Below are 18,505 nucleotides of genomic sequence, written 5' to 3'. Positions count from 1 at the left end.
TGTCCGACGCTGATAGAAGCGCCGAACAGCCTCTAGGCTTTTCGAGGTCGCCTGTCTTTCGACAAAACCGGATTCCACTTTTGTCGGACAGGCTCTAGTGCCTACTGTACGCCGGTCCGCGCGGCGAGCCTGAGGGCATGGCTGGCATCACGCGCGACCGGCGGCATCACCGGATCATATGCGGCCCGGATCACCGCCCCGATCTCGGGCCGCAGGATAACCTTGCTGCCAACCCGGGCCAAAGACGAGGTACCGTCGAAGGCGCGGTCCGACCAGAGGACCACCGTTTGTACGGCTTGGGCGAGGGCCAGCGTCTCGGCCTCCATCGCCGCCAGGGCCGCATCCATCCGCAGGAAGACGAAAGCCGCCTTGATCGCGCCCTGGGCGTCAAAGCGGAAGATCCGGTACTGGTTCGCGTCCGCCGTCTGCAGCTTGGCCACCAGCGCGGGCAGTTCCGGCACCAGGCGGCCAAGGTCGCGGACCTCCAGAAGCTCGGCCCAGTCGCGGAAACAGAAGACCATCAGGTTCGCGCCAAGTTCGGGGTCGGTTTCGGCCATCCGGTGGCCCGCGAGCGTCACCACCGCCTCGAAGGCTCCCTTGAACACGGCCAGCGAGGCATCATCGACGCCGAAGACGACAGGCACCAGCGGGCGGCCCCAGCGCGCGAAGAGGTATTGCCCGTCGCTGCGGGTGAAGAGGGCGGCGATGTCGTCCAGTGTCATCATCTACTTTCCGCCGAAAAGGTCCGCCTGGCCGACGGTCTTCGGCGCCTCAAGCCCCAGGTGCCGCCAGGCCTTCTGGCCCAGCATCCGCCCGCGCGGGGTGCGCAGGATCAGGCCTTGCTGGAGGAGGTAGGGCTCGATCACCTCTTCGATGGCGTCGCGGGGCTCAGAGAGGGCGGCAGCGATGGTTTCCACCCCCACCGGCCCGCCGCCGTAGTTTTCGGCCAGAAGGGTCAGATAGCGCCGGTCGGCACCGTCGAGGCCAAGATTGTCGACCTGCAGCCGGGTCAGCGCGCGGTCGGCGAGTTCGCGGCTGATGCGGCCCCCGGCCTCGACCAACGCAAAGTCGGCGACGCGGCGGAGGAGGCGACCGGCGATGCGCGGTGTGCCCCGGGCGCGGCGGGCGATCTCGCGGCAGCCCTCGGGGTCGGCCTGCAGGCCCATCAGGCGGGCACCCCGGGCGACGATCTCGTACAGTTCGGCGTCCGAGTAGAACTCCAGCCGGGTCGGGATGCCGAAGCGGTCGCGGAGGGGGGTGGTGAGGAGGCCAAGCCGGGTGGTGGCACCCACCAGGGTAAAGGGCTGCAGGTCGATCCGTACCGTCCGCGCCGCCGGGCCTTCGCCGATGACGAGGTCGAGGGCGAAGTCTTCGAGGGCGGGGTAGAGGACTTCCTCGACCACCGGGGAGAGGCGGTGGATTTCGTCGATGAAGAGGACGTCGCGGGGTTCGAGGTTGGTGAGGATCGCCGCCAGGTCGCCGGGCTTGGCGAGGACGGGACCCGAGGTCATGCGGAAGCCGACGCCAAGCTCGCGTGCCATGATCTGGGCGAGGGTGGTCTTGCCGAGGCCCGGGGGGCCGTGGAAGAGGGTGTGGTCCATCGCCTCGCCCCGCATCCGGGCGGATTCGATGAACACGGCAAGGTTTGCCCGCGCCTCGGCCTGCCCGATGAACTCGGCCAGCATCTGCGGGCGGAGCGCCTTGTCGGTATCCTCGGGCAGGCGTTCGGGCCGGAGAGTGGGGTCAGAGGTCATAGCACAGCACTATTCTTTGCAGGCTGATGTCCCGGCAAGTGCTCCTTGATCCATCCGACGATCAATGCAGCCTGAGCCTCATCAAGGCCCGGCAGCAACAGCACTCTGCGCCCGCGATAAGTAAAGCCAATTGATCCATATTGCCTTGAAATAGCAAACGGAAGGTCAAGCAGCATTGGTGCCACCCAGAACGGCCTTGGCTCGACCGTCGCCTGCTGGATTTCTGCCAAGCGAAAGCGACGGCGTCGCTTTAGTCCGAAGGCTTGATGGACCACGCACAAATCAGAACCGTCAAACTTCAGCGTCTCCTTGCCGGACAACCAAGAGGTGAGGAAGAACGCCCCGAAAAGCCAACCCGCCGCCAAAGGCCCGACCGCCTGCTTCAGGATCGTGTCGGTGTCGATGCCCAGCGCAAGACGAACGACGACAGCGATACAGCCCACAGACCAGAACGAGAGAAAAACCCAGAGCACCCGTACCATCGGATGAATTCTACCAATTGGAAACGTCAGACAATCGTCCTTAAAGTCCGAGTGCAGTACGAAGGATGAGATGTCGAGTGTCCGGTCAGCCATCGGCTATGCCTTCGGCGCCAGAAGCTTCAGCGTCGCCCGGATAAGCGCCGCCGCGTCAGCCTCGGGTTGGTCGCCCGCCACCGTCGCCACGGCCTGTGCGGCGTCGCCCTGGCCGTAGCCGAGGTTCACCAGCGCGGACAGGGCGTCAGCCGAGGCGGCGGCGCGCTTCTGCGCCCCCTCATCAACCCGTGCGGGTTTCTTCGGTGCGGGCGCGGTGTCCTCGACCACGACATCATCTGCCTCGGCCTTGGACGACAGGCCCACGCCCGACGCCATTACGCCTGGCGCTTTCGCCTTGAGTTCCAGGATGACACGCTGGGCAAGCTTTGGCCCCACCCCAGGGGCCGCCTGCACGGCGCGGGCGTCGCCGAGCGTGATCGCGCGGCCCACGCCTTCGGCCCCGAGCGTGCCGAGGATCGCCATCGAGGCCTTGGCGCCGACACCTTGGACGGTCATCAGAAGTTTGTGCCACTCTTTCTCCAGCATGGTCGGAAAGCCGAAAAGCTGCAGCAGGTCCTCGCGCACCAGAAGGTCGGTGTAGAGGCTGACCGCCTCGCCCACCCCGGGCAGGCCCGCGAGGGTGCGTTCGCTGACGTGGACGATGTAGCCCACGCCGCGCACGTCGATCAGGACGTGGTCGGGGCCGCGCCAGTCGAGCCGTCCGGAGATGCGCCCGATCATTCCGCTGCCCTCAAGGCGGCCGCCAGACGGCCCGAGGACTGGACGTGGTGGGCATGGCAGATCGCGATGGCAAGCGCATCGGCCGCGTCGGGGCCGGTGACCTTGACCCCGGGGAACTGCAGCTTGACCATGTGATCAACCTGGACTTTGGCCGCGTGGCCCACGCCGACGACGGTCTTCTTCACCGCGTTTGGCGCATATTCCCCCACGGCCAGCCCGAATTGCGCCGGGACCAAGAGGGCAATTCCCCGCGCCTGGCCCAGTTTCAGCGTCGCCACCGCGTCCTTGTTGACGAATGTGTGCTCCACCGCCGCCGTTTCCGGCTGCCAGATGCGGAAAACTTCAGTCAATTGCGCATGAAGACTGAGGAGACGCAGCGCCAGATCGCCGTCGGCGCCGTCGGAATGGCAGATACCGTTCGCCACGTGGGAAAGGCGCGAGCCCGCCACGTCGATCACGCCCCAGCCAAGGTTCCGTAGCCCCGGATCGATGCCTATGACCCGCATCTTGTCCCCGATTTCCTGCCTGCCACAAGGGCTAGCACGAAAAGGGAACATCCGCCAATGGCTTTCCGCAGGCCCCGCCAAAAGGCCCCTGCATTTTGCACTTGCAGAAAGCGACGCTGTGCGCAAGATATGCGACGTGGCCCGGTCGCCGGCCCGGAACAATTTGAATCATTTGACAAAATTTTGACACGCGTCATGCAGCGCGTGCATGGCGGCTTTGCTTTGCCGCAGCTTGCTTTGCGCCTGCAGCACAACTATTTCGCTTGGCATGGAGGAATGAGCCTCCGATTTGAGCAGTATGTAAACAAGGAAAACCGCCATGGCCGCTGTCGAGACGACCCGCCCGGCGCCCTACGGCGCCATCACCACCTACCGTGCCATCAATGCCCTGTCGAACGTCGCCCTGGCGTTCCAGGCGTGGAACGACGCCCGCGTGACCCGCAAGGCGCTGAACAAGCTTTCGGATCGCGAACTGGACGATATCGGCCTGTGCCGCGGCGACATCGCCGACATCGGCCGCTGATTGCCGGACGGCCCCCCCGGGGGCCGTTCACCAGATCGGACGGAACCACCAACGGAAAACGGGCCGCATCGAAAGATGCGGCCCTTCTTCGTTGAAAGGCAGCCGATCTATGTCTGGGGGGGTAAAGTCTGGGGGGTTAACGCGGAAGAACGGATTGCAGCTGGCCAGAGACCCAGAGGGTCGCGGGATCTGCATGCATCAGCCAGGCGCCCACCGGATCGAACCCCTGTCCGGCCGCAAGGGCGCTGACGCGGTTTTCGTAGGTCTGGGCCCCGACGAAGTAGTGGATCACACCCTTCACGCCGATGCCCACCGCCAGGACGAAGATCAGCGGCTTGGCCAGCTTGAGGAGCCGACCTGCACCGCGTCCCGCCGCGCGGCGGCTGACAGTCCCCGCAGCCTCGAAGCCGTAGCCCTTGGCATGGGACTTTTCGATCCGCGAAACGCGGCTGTAGAAATCATTTAAATTCGGATCAACCCACATATCTCTCACCCAGAGTAGCAGCTCTGACGATTAATTTCTGCCGCATGGTTATGGCGAAATTGCGGCGTATTTCCAAGGGTGTCGACTGAGGCCCGCAAACGCAAGGATTGTCTACGATTTCAATCCCTTTGTAGAACAAGCGTCGACCATTCCCCGATATCGTTCCGACTTTCCAGACAAAGTCCTGCCGTAAGGTAAGCCTCGGTCACCGAATCTGCTTGCACAGATAGAAGGCCCGACAGGATCGCTCTACCACCGGTTGCAAGGTGAGTCGCGATTGCGGGGGCAAGCTCGATCAGGGGGCCCTTCAGGATGTTCGCGAAGACCAGATCATAGGGTCCGGCAGCCCTGATTCTGTCATGATCCAGCCCTGCTGCCTCCAGGCATTCGACACGACCGTCGAGACCGTTGATCGCGATATTGGCCTCGGCCACGTCGACGGCGACCCGGTCGATGTCGCTGGCGATGACCAGAGCGTCGGGCAGGGTTGCTGCGGCGGCCATGGCGAGGACGGCGGTGCCGCAGCCGATGTCGGCGACCTTGGCCGGACGCCAGCCTTCGGTCAGAAGCCGGTCGAAGGCCAACAGGCAGCCGAGCGTGGTGCCGTGGTGCCCGGTGCCGAAGGCCACGGTCGCCTCGATCTGCAGGGGCACGCGGCCCGGCGGGACCTTGTCGGCGTCGTGGCTGCCGAAGACGAAGAAGCGACCGGCATCGACGGGTGACAGCTCGCGCCGGACATGGGCGACCCAGTCGACTTCGGGGAGTTCCGAAAGGGCGAAGGGCTTGGCGCCGAAGGCGGTGGCCAGAACCTCAAGCATGACCTGGTCGGGGGCTTCCAGAAAATATGCCCCGACCTCCCAGAGGCCCGAGCCATCCTCGATCTCGAACACGCCGACGCCGGTGGGTTCCGGTTGCATCCGTTCCATCGCCTGGGCCAAGGACTGGGCAGCGTCTTCGCCGGGCAGGGTGGTCAGGGCGGAATAGGTGGGCATGGGCGGGCACTCCTTTGCCTTGGGCCATACGCGCGCCCGCCCTGTCCTTCAAGCCGATCCGCTGCCCGGGGGCCACGAATTTTCGGCGAAAATTCGTCCCCCGCTCAGGCCCGCACACCTGTCCCGATCGGGCAGGTCACCCCGGTGCCGCCGACGCCGCAGTAGCCGCCGGGGTTCTTGGCCAGGTACTGCTGGTGGTAGTCCTCGGCAAAGTAGAAGGTCGGCACGGGTAGGATCTCGGTGGTGATCGGCCCCATGCCCGCAGCCTTCAGCGCCTGGGCGTAGACCTCTTTCGAGGCCTTGGCGGCCTCCATCTGCTCCGGCGTGTAGGTGTAGATGCCCGAACGATAGGTGGAGCCCACGTCATTGCCCTGCCGCATGCCCTGCGTCGGGTCGTGGCCTTCCCAGAACACTTTCAGCAACTGGTCATAGCTGACCTTGGCGGGGTCGTAGATCACCCGCACCACCTCGTTATGGCCGGTCAGCTGGGTGCAGGTTTCCTTGTAAGTCGGGTTCGGCGTGTAGCCGCCGGCATAGCCCACCATGGTCAGCCAGACGCCCGGGGTCTGCCAGAACTTGCGTTCCACCCCCCAGAAGCAGCCCATGCCGAACATCGCCTCTTCCATCCCATCGGGGACGGGCGATTTCAGCGGGATGCCGGACAGGAAATGCGTCTCGGCCGTGGGCAGCGGCTCGGCCCGGCCGGGCAGGGCATCCTCGGGGCGGACCATTTCCATCGACTTGCGGGTGAAGAACATGAGCGGACCTCCTTATCCGAGGATCGTATATAGCGCCGCAGGACGGAATCCCAACGCAGGTTACAGCGGTCTCACCGCGCCTTTACTCGGCTGCAACAGGCAGACCGCGCGAGAAGACCGTCTCGTGTCCCGGGGCGGGGTGGCGCGGGATCAGGCAGATGAGGGCGACCGCGACCAGCGCCATCCCGGCCCCCATGACGAAGACATAGTCCGGCGACTGCGCCCAGAGATAGCCCAGAGCGGCGGGCAGGAAGACGGCGGCGATGTGGTTGATGGTGAAGGCGACAGCGGCGGTGGGAGCGATGTCGCGGGGATCGGCGATCTTCTGGAAATAGGTCTTCAGGCTGAAGGACAGCGCAAAGAACAGCTGGTCGAGGATGTAAAGGCCGCTGGCCACGATCAGGCCCCAGCCGAACCAGTAAAGCCCGCCGTAGGCCAGGAAGACGAGGGTCAGCCCGACATATTCGAAGGCCATCACGTTGCGCTCGCCGAACCGGCCCAGGGCCCGGCCCATCGCCGGGGCGACGGCCATGTTGATGAGGTAGTTGAGAAGAAGGAGCAGCGTCATCTCGGACACCTTCATCCCGAAGCGTTCCACCATCATGAAGCCCGCGAAGACCACGAAGATCTGCCGTCGCGCGCCGGCCATGAACTGAAGCGCGTAATACAGCCAGTAGCGCCGGCGCAGGACCATGTGCTTGTGCTGCGGATGGGGGCTTTGGAATTGCGGATAGGCGACGGCGGCGAAAAGGACGATGAGCACGGTCAGCCCGCCCGAGGCGAGGTAGACCGTGTTGTAGTCAAGTGCCAGCGCGTCCCACAGCGCGACGATGGCGCCATAGGCGGCCAGAGAGGCTCCGGCGCCCACGGCGACGATCCGGCCCAGCACGATGGGCGCGCGGTCCTTGTCGATCCACTGCAGCTGCAGCGACTGGTTCACCGTCTCGAAATAGTGGAAGCCGATCGAGGAGAGGAGCGTCATCACCAAGAGCCCCTGGAAGCTGGTGAACCAGCCTGTCACCGCCGTCGCCGCACCCAACAAAGCCAGTGCCACCAGGGCGAGGACCTGTTCGCGCACGACAAGCAGCACCAGGATCACCCCGATGGCCAGGAAACCCGGGATTTCGCGCACGGTATGCAGCCAGCCGATCTCTTTCCCGGTGAAGGAGGCCACTTCGATGACGAAGTTGTTCAAGAGCGCCGACCAGGTTGCGAAACTAAGCGGCATGGCCGCCGCCATCAGGTACAGGAGCGATTCAGGCCGCTGCCAGAGCGGCAGGTCGGTTGTCTTGGACAGGGGCACGGGGTCGCGCGGCATGGCCCCGGCATACAGGGCAACCCGGGCAAGGCAAAGGGCAAGCTTGTGTCCAAAACAATTCGGGCTTCCGGTTCAGCCCTTGGCCGACCGCCTTGCCGGGGTTGCCCTTCTGCCCGTGGCAGGTGTAGAGGGGCGGGATCACCGAAACGGGACCGAGGGTAGGGCCATGGCAGGCCATTCGAAATGGGCGAACATCCAGCATCGCAAGGGCAAGCAGGACAAGCTGCGCTCGAAGATGTTTTCCAAGCTGTCGAAGGAAATCACCGTCGCGGCCAAGATGGGGATGCCTGACCCCGACATGAACCCGCGTCTGCGGCTGGCGGTTAAGGCCGCGAAGGCCGTGTCGATGCCGAAGGACGTGATCGACCGCGCGATCAAGAAGTCCCAGATGGGCGACGGGGCGGACTACACCGAAATCCGCTATGAGGGCTACGGCGTGAACGGCATCGCGATCATCGTCGAGGCGATGACTGACAACCTGAACCGGACGGCGTCGAACGTGCGGTCCTATTTCACCAAGTGCGGCGGGAACCTGGGGACGACTGGCAGCGTCGCGCACAGTTTTGACCGGGTGGGCGAGATTTCCTATCCGGCCTCGGTCGGGTCGGCGGACGATGTGATGATGGCGGCGCTGGATGCCGGGGCCGATGACGTCGAAAGCGACGAGGACGGCCACTGGATCTATTGCCAGGTCGAGAACCTGTCCGAAGTGTCGGACGCGCTGGAGAAGGCGCTGGGCGAGTCCACGGAATCCAAACTGGTCTGGCGGCCGCAGAGCCGGACCGAGGTCGATCTGGACACGGCGCAAAAGCTGATGCGCCTCATCGACCTTCTGGAAGAGGACGACGACGTTCAGACCGTGACGCACAACTTCGATGTGCCGGAAGATGTGGCGGCGCAGCTTTAATTCCGCTCTGCCCCTTGCTTTGTTGCCCGCAAAGGCGCATGTGCGAGGGGCGTAGCTTCTTCTCTTTCGTTCTACTGTCTGCTTCGGCCTTCAGCTTCGATCGCGACGACACTGGGCCAGGCCACCGCAAGCTCGCGGGTGGCATACATGACAGGAGACATCACGATGGCCAATGGCACCGTGAAATGGTTCAACGCCACCAAGGGTTTCGGCTTCATCGCCCCCGCAGGCGGTTCGAAGGACGTGTTCGTCCACGTGACCGCGCTGGAGCGTGCGGGCATCCGCTCGCTGCCCGATGGGCAGGCCGTGACCTATGACATCGAGCAGGATCGCAACGGCCGGGAATCGGCTGTGAACCTGGCTCTGGCGTAAGCCTTTCCCAATCGGGAACCGTGAACGGGGGTGGCTTGAGGCCGCCCCCGTTTTCATTGGACAAGGCGGTGCTTCGCGGCCTGCCGGATCGCCTCGGTCACCGGGGATAGCGCTGGTGCTGCAAGGCGGGTGAACTGCCAGTAGAGCGCCACGTCCAGCGGCGTGTCGGCGATCAGCTCGACCAGGGCGCCAGACCTCAGGTGGGATGTGACGAGCGCTTCGGGGTTCATCCCCCAGCCCAGGCCGGCGAGGCAGGCATCGACGAAAGCCTGCGAGGACGCCATGCGGTGTGTGGGCAACAGCGGCCGTTTGAGGCCCGGGACCCGGGTGGCGGCCCAGCGGACCTGCAGCTGGTCCTTGTCGGAAAAGGTCAGGGTCGGGGCGCGGGTCATCGCCCGGGCGGCGACGCCCTGCGGGAACCAGCGTTTCAGGTAGGCCGGAGAGGCGGTGGCGCGGTAGCGCAGCGCGCCGAGCGGGATCGTGTCGCAACCCTGCAGCGGCCCGGGATGGGCAGTGATGGCGGCGACCACCTCGCCCCGGCGCAGCCAGTCCTGGCTTACGTCCTGATCGTCGATAACCAGGTCGAAGAGGAAACCCTCGGTCGCAGCGAGCGCCTGGATGACCCAGGTGGCCAGGCTGTCGGCATTGACCGCGATGCGCAGCGTGGCGAGGCCGGGGGCAAGGCCAAGGTCCTGGGCGAGGGTGCGTTCCAGGAGGGTGACTTCGTCATGGTGGCGAATGAGACGCAGGCCGGTCTCGGTGGCCGTGCAGGGCTGGCCGCGGCGGATAAGTAGGGTGCCGGTCGCCTCCTCCAGCGCCTTGATCCGCTGGGAGATGGCCGAAGGGGTGACATGCAGGTCCGCCGCCGCAAGGTCGAAGGACCCGCGGCGGTGGACGGCGGCCAGGGCGGCGAGCTGGGCGGGATCGAGCATTAGCAGCGCTTAATCGGTGACAGGAAGATTAACTGGAGTTTGCCGGGACGGGGCCTTAGGTCAAGCGGGAAAGCAGGGGGTGACGATGGGCGAGACGGATCTGCAGGTGCTGCTGGCGACGATGGAGCCGGTGCTGTTTGCCGAGCCCTATGGCTTCGTGGTCTGGCGGGGGGCTTTGCCGGACGGGGTCTTCGCCACGGTGGCCGAGGACGAGGGGCTGACGGTGGTGGCCCCGCTGGCGGTGCTGGGCGGGGGCGAGCCTTGGGCGCGGATCAGCCTGACGGTTCACAGCGATCTGGCGGCGGTGGGGCTGACGGCGGCCTTTGCGGGGGCCTTGGGGGCGGAGGGGATCAGCTGCAACGTGATCGCCGGGGTGCATCACGACCACCTGTTCGTGCCGTGGGACCGGCGGTTCGATGCGATGGCGGCGCTGGAGGCCTTGGCCCGTGCTTGAGGCGGCGGTGCAGGGCTATCTGGTCGCGCTGAGCCTGATCCTGGCGATCGGGGCGCAGAATGCCTTTGTCCTGCGGCAGGGGCTGCGGCGGGAACATGTGGGGCCGGTGGTGGCGGTCTGCGCCGTCTCGGACGCGGTCTTGATCGCGGCGGGGGTGGCGGGGTTCGGGTCGTTGTCGGCGGCGTTGCCGTGGTTTGCCCCGGCGATGCGGTGGCTGGGGGTCGCGTTCCTGCTGGTCTATGGGGCCCTGCGGTTCCGGGCTGCGCTGCGGGGCGGCGAGGCACTGCGGCCGTCGGAGGCGGGGGCGGCGTCGCTGAAGTCGGTCTTGGGGACCTGCCTGGTCCTGACCTGGGCCAACCCGCATGTCTACCTGGATACGGTGGTCCTGATCGGGTCGATCAGTGCCCAGCATGCGCCGCACCAGGCGGTGTTCGGGGTGGCGGCGGCCTGTGCTTCCCTCAGCTTCTTCACGGCGCTGGGGTTCGGGGCGCGGGCTCTGGCCCCGGTCTTTGCGAGGCCTGCGGCCTGGGTCTGGCTGGAGGTGGGCGTGGGGGGGACGATGTGGGCCATCGCGGCAGGACTGGCCTTCGGGGGGTGAAGTGTCCACGGTGGACAGAACCCGGTTACTTGAATGATTTCAATACTCTGGGGTTTTTCGTTAGGGTGGCGTTAACCACTTGCAACGGGGCAGGAAAGCCGAGCGAAACCTGTTCCCGTGGAACGGCGGGTCCGAGGCGCACCGTCGTGGAAGGGCTTCGTCAGGCACTGTATTGGAGTTTGAAGATCACACCCGGATCTTTGGTCAGGGCAGCGGCGAGGGGGGGGTGCGGAGGCGGTCGGTAAGGCTGTCCTTGGCGGCCCGGGTTTCCAGGTCGTCGGTCAGGCGAGCGAACAGGCGGAAGTCGGCTGCTGTGCGGGTTTGGAGGGTGAGGGGCAGCACCGCGAGGAGGAGGATCCAGGCGAGCGCGGCGAGGGTAGTGACGCCTTGGCGGGGGTTGCGGGGTATGGCGGGAGGGTGGCACGGGCGGCGGAGCTGGGCCAAAATGGCACCACGGTCGACAGGATTGGTGGTCGTTGACGTAGTGTGTGGCGGGTAGGCATCCACCCGACAGTTTGCTGGATTTTGATTGCTTCCAAAAGAATGCTGAGGGCACTCATCTTTGCTCTCCATTCGTTCGAACTTTGTTCAGAATTTGCGCAGCTGAAATTGCTGCTGCCAGCGTGAATGAAAGCGAGATACACGCCAGAAGTGGATAGCCCAATGCCCAAACGATCCCTAGACCGGAAGCAATGGAGAGCCCAAAGTCGCTAGAGTAGACGATTAGCAACGATAGAAGCAACGGGCTTAGGAGAACGGCGGTTCGCACCGTCATGGTGGCAATTGTGTCGCCAGTGGCGGCGGAGTTGAATTCTATAATTCTTTGCTTGAGACCGATTTTGGGGTGTTGCACGCCCAAGAATGCCATGAAGAGTAAGACGTCGCCGACGAGCAGGTACAATGGCCCAAATAGGTAAAGCCTGACGCCAGCAAAGGTGAACTCAAAATCTCTTGAGATCGGCTTCGCGAGTAGGTATCTTTCCTCGATTGTCTCCAGCATTCCTTGGAGTGCCCCTTCTGAGAAGAGGTAGTCAGCCGAAGTTGAAATCGCGACGCACATAATGGCTGCAACCAGTGACCAACGCCACACCGGAAGTTTGATCGGTGCATCACGCTGTGAATTCATGACTTCGGGTGTTCGAAGTGTTGAGTAAATCAGAAGAAGTGCCAGGACTGGAGTTGCGGCGATTCCCAGAGTTGCAGTGAGCAAGAATGCTGCTGCAGGTAAGGGCGACCAGTAGCTATTGTGGTTATGTATCATTTGGGTCGTCCATTCAAATCCATAGTTGCCCATGATTTCAAGGCGACTGATGCTCGAAAAGGCGAGCGAAGCTTCTCAGCTTGCATGCGGTCGCAGTATCCAAGACGACTGTATTGGACAAGCCGAACTTCCTCTGGGCCACTCGCAGTGGATCTGGTCGAGCAGCATTGGTCAAGCTGTTCATGCAATAGAAGCGAGGCAAGGGCTGGTGCACCAGAGGCAGCTTCTCACTCTTTCAGCCTAAGAGTTTGAGGGTCGGGTGCGGGTAGGTCAGGAACGGCTCGGCCCCCGCTACCAGCCAGTTCCGGATCTTTACCGCGCCGAAGTCGGTGGCGGTGTTGGCATTGGCCGAAAGGGCGGTGCAGTCTTGTTTGGGGGTAGGCCCTCGATCTTTTGGATGCGCTAGGCCAGTCGGCGTAAGGCATATCAGGGGGAGTGGCTTGCCTTCCCCCGCCTGTTCAGCTTCTGTCCCGCCATGCGCGCGGTGAGTGATCTGGGGCGGCCCCTTGAGGGGGCCTTGTGGATGGCGGGGGCGGGGCTTTCGTTCGTGGGGGTGAACGGGATTGTCCGTTACCTTGGGACGGAGCTGCCTGCGGCGCAGTCAGCGTTCATCCGGTTCGGGTTTGGGCTTCTTTTCCTGCTGCCCGCCCTGTGGGCGATGCGGGGGATGCGGTTTCCTTCGGGCGTGGGGCGGATGTTCCTGGGGCGCGGGGCGTTGCATGTCGTGGCGGTGGTCCTGTGGTTCTATGCCATGGCGCGGGTGCCGGTGGCGGAGATGGCGGCGATTGCCTTCCTGGGGCCGGTGATGGTGCTGGTGATCGGCGGGCTTTTGCTGGGCGAGGGGCTGGGGGCGCGGCGGGTGGCGGCGGTGCTGGTGGCGCTGGCGGGCGGGCTGATTGTCTTGCGGCCGGGATTGCGGGAGTTGTCCCTGGGGCATCTGTCGCAGCTGGGCGCCACGGTGTTCTTTTCCATGAGTTACATCATCGCCAAGCGATTGAGCCGGGAGGCCCCGGCATCCAGCATCGTGGCGGTCCTGTCGGTGACGGTGACGCTGGGGCTGTTGCCCATGGCCGTGGCGCAGTGGCAGCCGGTGCGGCTGGAGCAATGCGCCTGGCTCGCCTGCGTTGCGGCATTGGCGACGCTGGGGCATTACGCGATGGCGAAGGCCTTCCGGGCGGCTCCGCTGGCGGTGACGCAGCCGGTGACTTTCCTGCAGCTGATCTGGGCGGCGATCCTGGGCGCGCTGGCCTTTGGCGAGCCGGTGGAGGTCTGGGTCATCGCCGGGGGCGCGCTGATCATCCTCGCGATCAGTGCGAACACCTGGGCCGAGGCGCGGCGGGAGCGGGTGGGTCCGGCGGTGGTCGAGGAGCCCTGAACGGGCGGTGGGCGGATCGCCCACCCTACGCCCTTGCGCTTGCCTTGGGTGGGAAGGGGTGGTGGCGTCGGCTGCCTCCGGCGGGAGTATTTGGCAAAGGGCAAGACGAGGCGTCGTGTTTCGCGGGGCGGCGGTCGGGCGCGCGGTATCCTCATCGGGTGTGAAGGAAGCTTTCCTAGGGTCCCGGACCAAGGCGATCCCGCGGAGGTTCTGATGCCCGATGAAACGACGATCCTGTCGCTGCCCCTGATCCTTCCGGCGCAGGCGCAGAAGCATGTCACCCACAACGAGGCGCTGGTGAAGCTGGACCTGATGGTGCAGCTGGCGGTCCTCAACCGGACGCTGACCACGCCGCCGCCGCTGCCGACGATCGGCGACCGGCATATCGTGGCGGCGGGCGCGACGGGGCCTTGGGTCGGGCAGACGGGGCGGATCGCGCTGTTCACCCAGGCGGGCTGGCAGTTCACGGTGCCGCTGCCGGGCTGGCAGGCCTATGTGATCGCCGAAAGCCAGATGGCCTTTTACAACGGGCTGACCTGGATCGCGCTGTCGGACGGGCCGTTCACGGTGGGGCGGCTGGGGGTTTCGGCCACGCCGGATGCGACGAACCGGCTGTCGGTGTCCTCGCCCGCGACGCTGCTCAACCATGCAGGCGCGGGGCATCAGCTGAAGCTGAACAAGGCCCTGGCCGGCGATACCGCGAGCCTTCTGTTCCAGACCGGGTTCAGCGGCCGGGCCGAGATGGGCACGGCGGGGTCGGATGACTTCTCGGTCAAGGTCAGCGCGGATGGCACGACCTTCTTCACCGCGCTGGAGGCGGATGCGGCGACGGGTGAGGTGCTGCTGCCCTGGCCGGTGCATCTGGGCGGGCAGGCGGCGGACCCGACGACCCCGGTGGACGGGACGCTGTGGCTGAACACCACCACGGGTGAAGTGAAGGTGCGGAGCGCCGGCGTGACGCAGGTGGTCGGTGGCTCGGGCGGCGGGGTGACCGACGGCGACAAGGGCGACATCACCGTGTCGGGTGGCGGCGCGGCCTGGATCATCGACACGGGCGCGGTCAGCCTGGACAAGCTGGCCGACATCGCGACGGACAGCTTCCTGGGCCGCGACACGGCCGGGACCGGCGTGCCGGAGGTGCTGACGGCGGCCCAGGCGCGCGGCATCCTGAACGTGGCGGATGGGGCGACGGCGAATGCCTCGGACGCGGCCCTGCGCGACCGGGCGACGCATACCGGGACGCAGGCTGCAGCGACGATCACCGGGCTGGCGGCGGTGGCGACCAGCGGCTCGGCAACGGACCTGACGGCGGGCACGCTGCCCGCGGCGCGGTTCGACGACACGGCGCATGGCACCCGGGCCGGTGGCACGCTGCATGCGAACGCGACGACGGCGGTCGCGGGGTTCATGTCCGGCGCGGACAAGACCAAGCTGGACGCGATCACCGGCACCAACACGGGCGACCAGACGATCACGCTGACCGGGCCGGTGACGGGTTCGGGCACAGGGTCCTTTGCCACCACGATCTCGGCGGATGCTGTCGGCAACACGCAGCTTGCCAACATGGCGGCGAACACCATCAAGGCCAATACCACGGCTGCCACGGCAGACCCGGCCGATCTGGCGGTGGGCACGAACACCGTGGTTGGCCGGGTGGCGGGCAACATCGTCGCGGCGCAGGTCGTCGATGCCCAGGTGGCGACGGCGACGCTGACCAACGCCAAGCTGGCCAACGTCGCGACGGCGACGCTGAAGGGCCGGGTGACGGCGGGCACCGGCGCGCCGGAAGACCTGACGGGGACCCAGGCGACGACGCTGCTTGACACCTTCTCGAGCACGCTGAAGGGTCTTGCTCCGGCGTCTGGTGGCGGCACGACCAACTTCCTGCGGGCGGATGGCACCTGGGCGGCCCCTGCCGGGGGCGGCGGCGTCTCGGATGGCGACAAGGGCGACATCACGGTCAGTGGGTCCGGGGCGACCTGGACGGTCGACGCGGATGCGGTGACGAATGCCAAGCTGGCCAACATGGCGGCGAACAGCCTGAAGGGGAACAACACCGGCGCGGCGGCGGACCCGGCGGACCTGACGGCGACGCAGGTGACGGCGATGCTGGACACGTTCTCGAGCGGCGCCAAGGGGCTTGCGCCGGCCTCGGGCGGGGGGACGACGAACTTCCTGCGGGCGGATGGCACCTGGGCGGCCCCGGCCGGGGGAGGCGGCGGGTCGCCAGGCGGGGCCTCGGGCCAGATCCAGTTCAACAACGCGGGCGCCTTCGGCGGTGCGGCGGATGTCGAGGTCGAGGGTGGGCAGCTGCGGTTGAACGAGATTGCGGTGCCCGCTGCGCCGGCGACCAACGGTGTCAAGCTGTTCGGCCGCGAGATGGCCGGGCGCACATTCCCGGGCATGCGGACCGAAGCGGGCCGGGCGATGGCCCTGCAGGCATCGATGGCCGAGACCCGACTGTCCTGGTGGCAGGCATCGGGCAACGCCCAGACCGACACGCAGTCCGGCTTTCAGGCGGGGTCGAGCGGCACCTCGACCGGGGTCAACGTCGCGACCACCAACTTCCGCACCCGGATGCGCTGGCGGGAGTGGCTGGTGACCACGGCCTCGACCACGGCGATTGCCGGCTTCCGCGGCGGTGCGACGCAATACACGGTCGGCAGCAACATTGCGGGAACGGGTGGCTTTTCCTTTGCGATCACCTTCTCGCCAGCCACGGGTGTCACCAATGCCAGCCACCGCCTGTTTGTCGGGATGCAACCCAGCGTTTCTGCGCCGAGCGATGTGAACCCCTCGACGCTGCTGAACACCTGCGGGGTCGGCTATGATGCCGCCGACACGCAGATCCAGTTCATCCACAACGACGGCACCGGCGCGGCAACCAAGATTGCCCTGGGCGCAAGCTTCCCGAAGCCGAGCGCGGACCGGACAAAGGTGTATCAGCTGATGCTGTTTTCTCCGCCCGGGACCACGCAAAGCGTGTCCTACCTGCTGCGTGACCTGGAAACCGGGGCAGAAGCCGCGGGGACGGTCACGACCGACCTGCCGTCCACGACCACGCTTGTCGCGCCCAACTGCTATATCAGCGTTGGCGGGGTGTCATCAGTGGTTGGGCTTGCGGTCGGGCATATGATCATCGAGACGGACTACTGACATGACGCTACACATCCTGTTCACCAAGGACGGCATCCCGGGCTGGATCGGCAGCGAGCCGCGCGAGGGCAGTGAGCCCGTGGATGACCTGTCGATCGAGTTCCTGGCCGCCCACCGCCGGACATCGCGTGGCAAGTGGGTTGAGCGGACCCCGCCCGCCGAGGTCGAGCCCACGCCGGAAGAGATCGCGGCCCGCCGCGAGGCCGAGTACCAGGCGGCGCTCGCGGCGCGCGACGAGGCGCTGCGTCTGGCGCTGGCCGCCGAGGCTGATCCGGTGTTCTTCCGCTGGCAGCGCGGCGAGGCGGAGAAGGCCGACTGGCTGGCCGCGGTGGCCGAGGTCAAGGCGCGGTTTCCGAAGCCGGAACCGGTCTGAAACTTGCCAAGGGGGCCTGCCGCAAGCGGCGGGCCCCGGGCCATTTGCCCCGGTCGGGTCGCGCTCAGGCGTTTGACAGCCTTGGCCCCGCCCTGCATAGACAGGCGCACAGGTTCAGCGGGGCGGCGTCATGCGCATTGCGATGATCGGGACGGGGTATGTGGGGCTGGTCTCGGGCGCCTGCTTTTCCGACTTTGGCCATGACGTCATCTGCGTCGACAAGGATGCCGCCAAGATCGACCGGCTGAACCGGGGCGAGGTGCCGATCTTCGAGCCCGGGCTTGAGGCGCTGATCGCCAAGAACGCGGCCGCGGGGCGGCTGTCGTTCACGACCGACCTGACGGCGGCGGTGGACGGGGCCGAGGCGATCTTCATCGCGGTCGGCACGCCCACCCGCCGCGGTGATGGCCATGCCGACCTGACTTATGTGATGGCGGCGGCGGCCGAGATCGGCCAGGCGATGACCGGCTATGCCGTGGTGGTGACCAAGTCGACGGTGCCCGTTGGGACCAACCGCAAGGTGGCCGAGGCGGTGCGCGCGGCAAACCCGAAGGCGGCGTTCGATGTCGCCTCGAACCCGGAATTCCTGCGCGAAGGGGCGGCGATCGACGATTTCATGCGGCCCGACCGGGTGGTGGTGGGGGCTGAGACGCCCCGGGCGCGGAAGGTGATGGCCGAGCTGTACCGGCCCCTCAGCTTGCGCGAGTTTCCGATGGTCTACACCGGGCTTGAGAGCGCAGAGATGATCAAATACGCGGCGAATGCCTTCCTGGCCACCAAGATCACCTTCATCAACGAGATCGCCGCGCTGTGCGAAAAGGTCGGCGCGGATGTGAAGACGGTGGCCAAGGGCATCGGCATGGATGGGCGCATCGGCGACAAGTTCCTGCATGCGGGTCCGGGCTACGGCGGCAGCTGTTTTCCAAAGGATACCAAGGCCTTGGCCCGGATCGGGCAGGACCATGCCACGCCGATGCAGATCGTCGAGGCGGTCATCAAGGTGAACGAGGAAGTGAAGCGCCGGATGATCGACAAGATCGTCGACCTCTGCGGCGGGTCGCTGCGCGACAAGACCGTCGCGGTCCTGGGCGTGACCTTCAAGCCGAACACCGACGACATGCGCGAGGCGCCCTCGCTGACCATCGTCCCGGCGCTGGTGGGCGCGGGCGCCAAGGTGCGGGTCTGCGATCCGCAGGGCCGGCACGAGGGCGAGGCGCTGCTGGCGGGCGTGAAGTGGATCGACAACCCCTACCAGGCGGCCAACGATGCCGATCTTGTCGTCCTTCTGACCGAGTGGAACGAGTTTCGCGGTCTCGACCTGGCGAAGCTTGCCCGCAAGATGGCGGTGCCGCAGATGGCGGACCTGCGCAACATCTATGACCCGACCGAAGTCCGCGAGGCGGGCTTTGTCGCCTATGTGGGCGTCGGGCGCTAACCAGGTCGTCCGCCGCGATCTGCGGGCCTTTTCCGAAAATCCCGGCCAATT

21 protein-coding genes are annotated in these 18,505 nt (G+C 65.9%); 9 read left to right on the top strand and 12 right to left on the bottom strand.

The features are described 5' to 3' along the window. Nucleotides 1–101: 101 nt before the first annotated feature. The 5 genes from AC2EAL_RS00495 to ruvC are packed head-to-tail and all read right to left on the bottom strand — an operon-like array spanning nt 102 to nt 3,516. Nucleotides 102–722 carry a hypothetical protein gene (locus AC2EAL_RS00495; protein WP_484723376.1) on the bottom strand — a complete coding sequence of 207 codons (621 nt, stop codon included), beginning with the start codon at nt 720–722 and terminating at the stop codon, nt 102–104. A gap of 3 nt (nt 723–725) precedes the next feature. Beyond that, nucleotides 726–1,754 carry a Holliday junction branch migration DNA helicase RuvB gene (gene ruvB / locus AC2EAL_RS00490; protein ID WP_484722213.1) on the bottom strand — a complete coding sequence of 343 codons (1,029 nt, stop codon included), beginning with the start codon at nt 1,752–1,754 and terminating at the stop codon, nt 726–728. Then, nucleotides 1,751–2,329: a hypothetical protein gene (locus AC2EAL_RS00485; RefSeq protein WP_484722212.1), complete on the bottom strand. Its 579-nt coding sequence runs from the start codon at nt 2,327–2,329 to the stop codon at nt 1,751–1,753. Before AC2EAL_RS00485 ends, ruvB begins: the two co-directional genes overlap by 4 nt. A gap of 3 nt (nt 2,330–2,332) precedes the next feature. Next, nucleotides 2,333–3,010, bottom strand: coding sequence for a Holliday junction branch migration protein RuvA (gene ruvA / locus AC2EAL_RS00480; protein ID WP_484722211.1), 678 nt, complete (start codon nt 3,008–3,010; stop codon nt 2,333–2,335). Then, nucleotides 3,007–3,516, bottom strand: coding sequence for a crossover junction endodeoxyribonuclease RuvC (gene ruvC / locus AC2EAL_RS00475; protein WP_484722210.1), 510 nt, complete (start codon nt 3,514–3,516; stop codon nt 3,007–3,009). Before ruvC ends, ruvA begins: the two co-directional genes overlap by 4 nt. A gap of 319 nt (nt 3,517–3,835) precedes the next feature. Here ruvC and AC2EAL_RS00470 point away from each other — a divergent pair, with 319 nt between their 5' ends. Further along, nucleotides 3,836–4,039 carry a DUF1127 domain-containing protein gene (locus AC2EAL_RS00470; RefSeq protein ID WP_484722209.1) on the top strand — a complete coding sequence of 68 codons (204 nt, stop codon included), beginning with the start codon at nt 3,836–3,838 and terminating at the stop codon, nt 4,037–4,039. A gap of 136 nt (nt 4,040–4,175) precedes the next feature. Here the strand turns inward: AC2EAL_RS00470 and AC2EAL_RS00465 are convergent, their stop codons facing one another. The 4 genes from AC2EAL_RS00465 to AC2EAL_RS00450 form a co-directional block, all read right to left on the bottom strand. Further along, nucleotides 4,176–4,523, bottom strand: a complete 348-nt coding sequence (locus tag AC2EAL_RS00465; RefSeq protein ID WP_484722208.1) for a hypothetical protein — start codon at nt 4,521–4,523, stop codon at nt 4,176–4,178. A gap of 119 nt (nt 4,524–4,642) precedes the next feature. After that, nucleotides 4,643–5,515 (bottom strand): 50S ribosomal protein L11 methyltransferase, encoded by an 873-nt coding sequence (locus AC2EAL_RS00460; protein WP_484722207.1) that lies wholly within the window; start codon nt 5,513–5,515, stop codon nt 4,643–4,645. A gap of 104 nt (nt 5,516–5,619) precedes the next feature. Next, complete coding sequence (msrA, locus tag AC2EAL_RS00455; protein ID WP_484722206.1) at nt 5,620–6,273, bottom strand: peptide-methionine (S)-S-oxide reductase MsrA; 654 nt, start codon at nt 6,271–6,273, stop codon at nt 5,620–5,622. A gap of 82 nt (nt 6,274–6,355) precedes the next feature. Further along, the gene (locus AC2EAL_RS00450) at nt 6,356–7,591 is read right to left on the bottom strand and encodes an MFS transporter (RefSeq protein WP_484722205.1); all 1,236 of its coding nucleotides are present in this window, start codon (nt 7,589–7,591) and stop codon (nt 6,356–6,358) included. Between the two features lie 166 nt (nt 7,592–7,757). On the opposite strand from AC2EAL_RS00450, the gene AC2EAL_RS00445 reads away from it, so the two are divergent. Both AC2EAL_RS00445 and AC2EAL_RS00440 read left to right on the top strand, forming a co-directional pair. Further along, complete coding sequence (locus AC2EAL_RS00445) at nt 7,758–8,498, top strand: YebC/PmpR family DNA-binding transcriptional regulator (RefSeq protein WP_484722204.1); 741 nt, start codon at nt 7,758–7,760, stop codon at nt 8,496–8,498. A 165-nt stretch (nt 8,499–8,663) separates the two neighbouring features. Further along, a complete protein-coding gene (locus tag AC2EAL_RS00440) occupies nt 8,664–8,870 on the top strand; it encodes a cold-shock protein (protein WP_103258861.1) in 207 nt (68 codons plus the stop codon). Between the two features lie 53 nt (nt 8,871–8,923). Here the strand turns inward: AC2EAL_RS00440 and AC2EAL_RS00435 are convergent, their stop codons facing one another. Next, the gene (locus tag AC2EAL_RS00435; protein WP_484722203.1) at nt 8,924–9,802 is read right to left on the bottom strand and encodes a LysR family transcriptional regulator ArgP; all 879 of its coding nucleotides are present in this window, start codon (nt 9,800–9,802) and stop codon (nt 8,924–8,926) included. An 85-nt stretch (nt 9,803–9,887) separates the two neighbouring features. On the opposite strand from AC2EAL_RS00435, the gene AC2EAL_RS00430 reads away from it, so the two are divergent. Both AC2EAL_RS00430 and AC2EAL_RS00425 read left to right on the top strand, forming a co-directional pair. Then, a complete protein-coding gene (locus AC2EAL_RS00430; RefSeq protein WP_484722202.1) occupies nt 9,888–10,256 on the top strand; it encodes an ACT domain-containing protein in 369 nt (122 codons plus the stop codon). Next, complete coding sequence (locus AC2EAL_RS00425; protein WP_484722201.1) at nt 10,249–10,854, top strand: LysE/ArgO family amino acid transporter; 606 nt, start codon at nt 10,249–10,251, stop codon at nt 10,852–10,854. Before AC2EAL_RS00430 ends, AC2EAL_RS00425 begins: the two co-directional genes overlap by 8 nt. A 204-nt stretch (nt 10,855–11,058) precedes the next feature. Here AC2EAL_RS00425 and AC2EAL_RS00420 read toward each other — a convergent pair whose 3' ends face one another. Continuing rightward, nucleotides 11,059–11,298, bottom strand: a complete 240-nt coding sequence (locus tag AC2EAL_RS00420; protein ID WP_484722200.1) for a hypothetical protein — start codon at nt 11,296–11,298, stop codon at nt 11,059–11,061. Nucleotides 11,299–11,410: 112 nt separating this feature from the next. Further along, nucleotides 11,411–12,148: a hypothetical protein gene (locus tag AC2EAL_RS00415; RefSeq protein ID WP_484722199.1), complete on the bottom strand. Its 738-nt coding sequence runs from the start codon at nt 12,146–12,148 to the stop codon at nt 11,411–11,413. A 442-nt stretch (nt 12,149–12,590) separates the two neighbouring features. On the opposite strand from AC2EAL_RS00415, the gene AC2EAL_RS00410 reads away from it, so the two are divergent. The 4 genes from AC2EAL_RS00410 to AC2EAL_RS00395 all read left to right on the top strand — a co-directional run bounded on the left by AC2EAL_RS00410 (nt 12,591) and on the right by AC2EAL_RS00395 (nt 18,454). Continuing rightward, on the top strand, nt 12,591–13,490 hold the full coding sequence (locus AC2EAL_RS00410) for a DMT family transporter (RefSeq protein WP_484722198.1): 900 nt from the start codon (nt 12,591–12,593) through the stop codon (nt 13,488–13,490). Nucleotides 13,491–13,703: 213 nt separating this feature from the next. After that, nucleotides 13,704–16,646 (top strand): DUF2793 domain-containing protein, encoded by a 2,943-nt coding sequence (locus AC2EAL_RS00405; RefSeq protein ID WP_484722197.1) that lies wholly within the window; start codon nt 13,704–13,706, stop codon nt 16,644–16,646. A gap of 1 nt (nt 16,647) precedes the next feature. Further along, nucleotides 16,648–17,019 carry a hypothetical protein gene (locus AC2EAL_RS00400; protein WP_484722196.1) on the top strand — a complete coding sequence of 124 codons (372 nt, stop codon included), beginning with the start codon at nt 16,648–16,650 and terminating at the stop codon, nt 17,017–17,019. A gap of 130 nt (nt 17,020–17,149) precedes the next feature. Further along, entirely contained in the window at nt 17,150–18,454 is a 1,305-nt protein-coding gene (locus tag AC2EAL_RS00395; RefSeq protein ID WP_484722195.1) for a UDP-glucose dehydrogenase family protein, read from the top strand. Nucleotides 18,455–18,505 lie beyond the last annotated feature (51 nt).

This window comes from Tabrizicola sp. T74 (assembly GCF_057219935.1).
The sequence above is the reverse complement of the archived record's forward strand: the minus strand, read 5'-3'. Positions and strand labels throughout refer to the sequence as shown.